Raw genomic sequence first — 4,711 nt, 5'->3', positions numbered from 1 at the left:
GTTGTTGTAGGTGGTGATGTCCGCGAAGGGGGTGCGGGGCTCGTCGGTGTCGTAGGAGCTGGGCCCCTGGGCCTGGGCGGCCGGCAGCGTGGGCAGTCCGCCCCCGTCCGGGACGAACTGATCCATGGGGTGGGTGCGCTTCATGCCCAGCAGGTAGAGGCCGCCGCCTACCACGCCGGCCGTGCCCACGAAGAGGCCGGCGTTCTTGATGAGCTCCCGGCGGCGCAGGTAGCTCTTCTCGGGGGTGATCTCGGAGCTGGGAGGCTCGGGCACCTTGTTGTCGGGCATGACTCCTCTTACTACGCGGCAACCCGCGTTCGGGTTACCACCGGGTAGAGAGGCACGGCTCCCCTGCCCTACCGGGTGGCAGCCTCCCCCTGGGAAGCCAGGGAGGAGGCACGGGCCCGAGCATCCTTCATCCGCCACAGCGCCCACCATGGGGTTGAGGGGGATTCGTGGTGCTCCCAGTGGTAGCCGAAGAAGTAGCAGGAGAGCATGGCCCACAGGTGGTTGCGCGGCTGGGTGCGCGCATGGTGGGGCGCCATGTCCACGGTGTCCGGACGGCGGTGGGGCAGCCAGGTGCCGAAGTAGAAGAGCTGGAGCGTGCCGAGCGCCGCAGGCACCACCCAGAAGAACCACAGGCGCCACTCGGCCACCCCGAGCCACTTCAGCAGGTTGAACTGCACCGCCATGGCGACGAGCTGCGCCAGGGTGGTGTAGCGGACCATGAAGGTGCCCAGCCACGGCCAGAAGGAGCGGAAGCGGGTGGAGAAGTCCGGATCGTGCTCGCCGGTGGGGGCAGCGTGGTGGGCCCTGTGGTTCACCACCAGCCGGCGGTAGGAGAGCCCCGCGAAGAGGAAGCAGGCGAGCGTCCCCACGGCCGCATTCACCCACCGGCGGCGGCTCACCGTGCCATGCATCGCGTCATGGCCGGTGATGAAGAGGCCCGTGCACAGGTAGCCCTGGAGCGCGACGTGGAGCCAGCCGAGGGGGGAGCTCCACGAGAGGCCGTCCGCCGTCAGCAGCCAGGCGAGGTGCCCCACCCAAGCGCCGATGAGGATCAGCGCGAGGGGCACTCCCCAGGGGCCATGCCGGGTGTTGGCGCGGGTGCTCATTCGAGTGGGTTGTGGCCACGAGCGGCCCGCCGCGCACGGAAAAGCGAAGGGCGGCAGGTGGGGAGGCGAGCGGCCAGGACCGCGAGCTACTTCTTCGGCTGCTCGGGGCCGCTGTACTCGCGGAGGAGCTGGTCGGCGGAGACGAAGCGGGGCTCGATGTCGACGGGGACGCTCTGGAGCCTGTCGAGCACCCGCTTCACCTCGGGGCGAACCACGCCCAGCTTCGCCAGCAGGGCCTCGGCCTGGGCTCGGTCCCCACGGCCCTGCAGCTCCATGAGCTGCTTCGTCAGCGCCACCACGGACTCCTGGATCTTCTCAGGGACGACGGAGAAGGTGCCATCCGGGGCGACCTTCACGGCGCCAGTGTCGAGGAAGTAGTTGAGCTGGAGCGCTACGCCCTTGCCGTGGGCCTCGTCGATGCCGAAGCGGATGGAGCGGAACATGGAGGCCAGATAGGTGGTGTACATGGTGCGCTCCATCGTCTTGTCGAGCACCCCCTTGTTCACCAGCTGCTGCAGCGCCCAGAGGCCGGAGACATCGGCCTTGGCCTCCTCGATGGCGCTGGAGGAGGCCTGGAGCGCCTGACGCACGGTGGTCTCCTTGCCGCCGGCGGTGATGTTGTGGGGGCCCAGCCCGTGCATCAGCTCGTGCATGAGGATGTGGGTGAAGAAGGCCTCGAAGGCAACGTTCGGCCGATCCTTGGCGGCCAGCGCCACCTTGGCGATGGGGAGCAGCACGCGCTGGAACTTGGCCTCCTGGATGTTCTTGAGCATCACGCGCTTGCTGCCCTTCTCCGCGGTGACGCGCTCGTCGTTGGGCAGGTTGAAGGCGGCTGTCTGCACGCCTCGGTTGGCATCGCCAGCGGAGAAGAGGCTGTTGACGACCCGGATGGGCGCCAGCGCACCGAGCTTCGGGTTGCGCAGCTTCGGGTCGATGGGGAGGGCGTTCTCCAGTGCCTGCAGCTCGCCGCTGAAGCGGGCCAGCTTCTGGGTCTCCGCGTCGTCCCGGACGGTGATGAATGCCTCGAAGGCGGCCTTGTAGTTGAACCAGTTGTCCTCGTAGACCTCGTAGGGCCCGATGGTGGGCTCGACGCTGGCGTCCAGCTCCATCCACGCCACCTCGCTGGCGTAGTAGTCATTGGAGAGGAAGGCGTCCGCGCGCGAGGTGAGGAAGGCCTGGAGCGTGGGCTGCTTCGTGAGCGCCGCGGCCTCGCGCAGCAGCTGGGCGGCGAGGGTCAGCTCCCCCTGGTACTCCACGCTGTAGGGAACCAGGGTGAGCTTGCCATCCGGAGCGCGGCGAATCGTCGTGTAGAAGCCGGTGGCCTGACGCTGCTGGGGCTCGGGCAGGGTCTTCACCCACTGCTCGATGTCGGCCTTGGTGGAGCCCGCCGGGTAGAAGTTGCCGGCAGGGGGCGGCTCGGGCGGAACACCGGGGAGGAAGGGCCGGCCCTCGTCCAGGCGTGACCAGGGGCCCTTGTTGAGAAGGAACGCGTGCAGCCGCTCACGGCCGAGCGGCGTCGTGTCCTCAAGCAGCTCCAGCAGCAGCGTCTCGTTGCCCGCCCAGGACTGGCGCATGAAGAGGGTGTCCATGAGCTGCGCGGCTTGCACCATCTTCGCCAGCGCCCGCTTCTCGTGGTCCGGGAGCTTCGACAGATCGATCTTGAGATCCACCGGGGCAAAGCGCGCCGTCATTCGCTTGAGCTGGGCGGCATCGGGAGGGGCAACGGGCTCCGCGGCCCGGGCGGCGCCCGCAAGGAGCACCGTGGTCAGCAGGGACAGGAGGTAGCGGGTCATGGGCCGGGAGTCTTACCGCCTTCCCTGGCAGGTGGGGAGCATGACGAATCACCAGGCGGGCGACCTTCCGGGACTCGACAAGTCCCCAGGAATGGTTATGGGGAACAGGTCACGCCTGTCTCAGGCGGTCGGAGGAGCCATGTCCGTCGAATCCCAGAGGGAGACCCATTCCTTCCAGGCTGAAATCAACCAGCTGCTCAACCTGGTCATCAACTCCCTCTACAGCCACAAGGAGATCTTCCTGCGTGAGCTGGTCTCTAACGCGTCCGACGCGCTGGACAAGCTGCGCTTCCGCTCCATCACCGAGCCCGAGCTGCTCGGGGACGCGCCCTCGCTGGAGATCCGCATCATCCCCAACGCCGAGCAGGGCACCCTCACCATCGAGGACACCGGCGTCGGCATGACGCATGACGAGCTGGTGAAGAACCTGGGCACCATCGCCCACTCGGGCTCGCGCGAGTTCCTGGAGATCCTGTCCCAGCGTGGCCAGAAGGACGTGAGCCTCATTGGCCAGTTCGGTGTGGGCTTCTACAGCGCCTACCTCGTCGCGGACCGGGTGGAGGTGGTGAGCCGGCCGGCCGGCAAGGATCAGCAGGCCTTCCGGTGGATCTCGGAGGCCAAGGGTACCTTCATCGTCGAGCCTGCCGAGCGCACTACGCACGGCACCGCCGTCACCCTCCACCTGAAGCCGGACCAGAAGGAGTTCCTGGACGAGTGGCGGCTGCGCTCGCTCATCACCCAGTACTCGGACTACGTCGGTCACCCCATCCAGCTCCAGGTGAAGAAGACCACGGACGTCATCGACGCGAGGACGGGCGAGAAGTCCACGACGACTGCCTTCGAGACGGTCAACAAGGCCAGCGCGCTCTGGCAGCGCCCGAAGTCCGAGATCACCGACGAGCAGTACCAGGAGTTCTACAAGCACCTCACGCACGAGTTCGAGCCGCCGCTGGCGTGGACGCACTTCAAGACGGATGGCAACCAGCAGTTCACCGGGCTGATCTTCCTGCCCAAGCGCCGGCCGTTCGATCTGGAGGGCACCACGCGCCGGCGGGGCGTGCGGCTGTTCGTCAAGCGCGTCTTCATCATGGACGACTGCGAGGAGCTGCTGCCGCCGTGGCTGCGCTTCGTGCGCGGCGTGGTGGACTCGGATGACCTGCCACTCAACGTCTCTCGCGAGCTGCTGCAGGACTCGGCGGTGGTGCGCTCCATCCGCAAGCACGTGGTGAAGAAGACGCTGGACCTGATGGAGAAGCTCTCCAAGGACAAGCCCGAGGACTACCTCGCCTTCTGGAAGAACTTCGGCGCCATTCTCAAAGAGGGGCTGACGGGCGACAGCGAGAACCGCGAGAAGCTGGGCGCGCTGGTGCGCTACGAGAGCAGCCGCGAGGAGGGGCTCACCTCGCTGGCGGACTACGTGTCGCGGATGAAGGAGGGCCAGCAGGCCATCTATTACGTGTTCGGCGAGTCGCGGAAGGCGCTGGAGGGCTCGCCCCACCTGGAAGCGCTGCGGAAGCGGGGCTACGAGGTGCTCTACCTGACGGACCCCGTGGACGAGTGGGCTGCCCAGGGCCTCAACGAGTTCAACGGCAAGCCGCTGGTCTCCGCGCTCCAGGCGGACCTGAAGCTCCAGGAGACGGCCGAGGAGAAGCGCGAGAAGGATCAGCGCGCCGAGGGCCTCAAGTCGCTCACCGAGCGGATGAAGGACGTACTGAAGGAAGCGGTGGGAGAGGTGCGCGTGTCCGACCGCCTCACCGACTCGCCCGTCTGCCTGGTGCTGCCAGAGGGCGGCTCGCCGGCCTT

General features: G+C 67.4%; 3 protein-coding genes and 1 pseudogene. 1 reads left to right on the top strand and 3 read right to left on the bottom strand.

Annotation, left to right across the window (positions count from 1 at the left end; translation table 11 throughout):
- From VD972_RS38240 to VD972_RS38230, 3 genes and pseudogenes are all read right to left on the bottom strand, one after another.
- A pseudogene (locus VD972_RS38240) lies at positions 1-288 on the bottom strand (mononuclear molybdenum enzyme YedY); the annotation flags it as partial.
- A gap of 68 nt (positions 289-356) precedes the next feature.
- Complete coding sequence (locus tag VD972_RS38235) at positions 357-1,115, bottom strand: fatty acid desaturase (protein ID WP_324993766.1); 759 nt, start codon at positions 1,113-1,115, stop codon at positions 357-359.
- An 86-nt stretch (positions 1,116-1,201) separates the two neighbouring features.
- Positions 1,202-2,908 (bottom strand): dipeptidyl-peptidase 3 family protein, encoded by a 1,707-nt coding sequence (locus VD972_RS38230; RefSeq protein ID WP_324993765.1) that lies wholly within the window; start codon positions 2,906-2,908, stop codon positions 1,202-1,204.
- A 139-nt stretch (positions 2,909-3,047) separates the two neighbouring features.
- Between VD972_RS38230 and htpG the strand changes: the two genes are divergently transcribed.
- A partial coding sequence (htpG, locus tag VD972_RS38225) for a molecular chaperone HtpG (protein WP_324993764.1) occupies positions 3,048-4,711 on the top strand: 1,664 nt, incomplete at its 3' end.

This window comes from Hyalangium sp. (assembly GCF_035629615.1).
Taxonomy (GTDB): domain Bacteria; phylum Myxococcota; class Myxococcia; order Myxococcales; family Myxococcaceae; genus Hyalangium.
Note: the sequence above shows the minus strand (reverse complement) of the source record. Positions and strands in the feature narration are given on the sequence as shown.

Bases quoted from the DNA above. Each gene is read 5' to 3' on its own strand.
- VD972_RS38235 (WP_324993766.1), bottom strand. From the start codon at position 1,115: ATGAGCACCCGCGCCAACACCCGGCATGGCCCCTGGGGAGTGCCCCTC.
- VD972_RS38230 (WP_324993765.1), bottom strand. From the start codon at position 2,908: ATGACCCGCTACCTCCTGTCCCTGCTGACCACGGTGCTCCTTGCGGGC.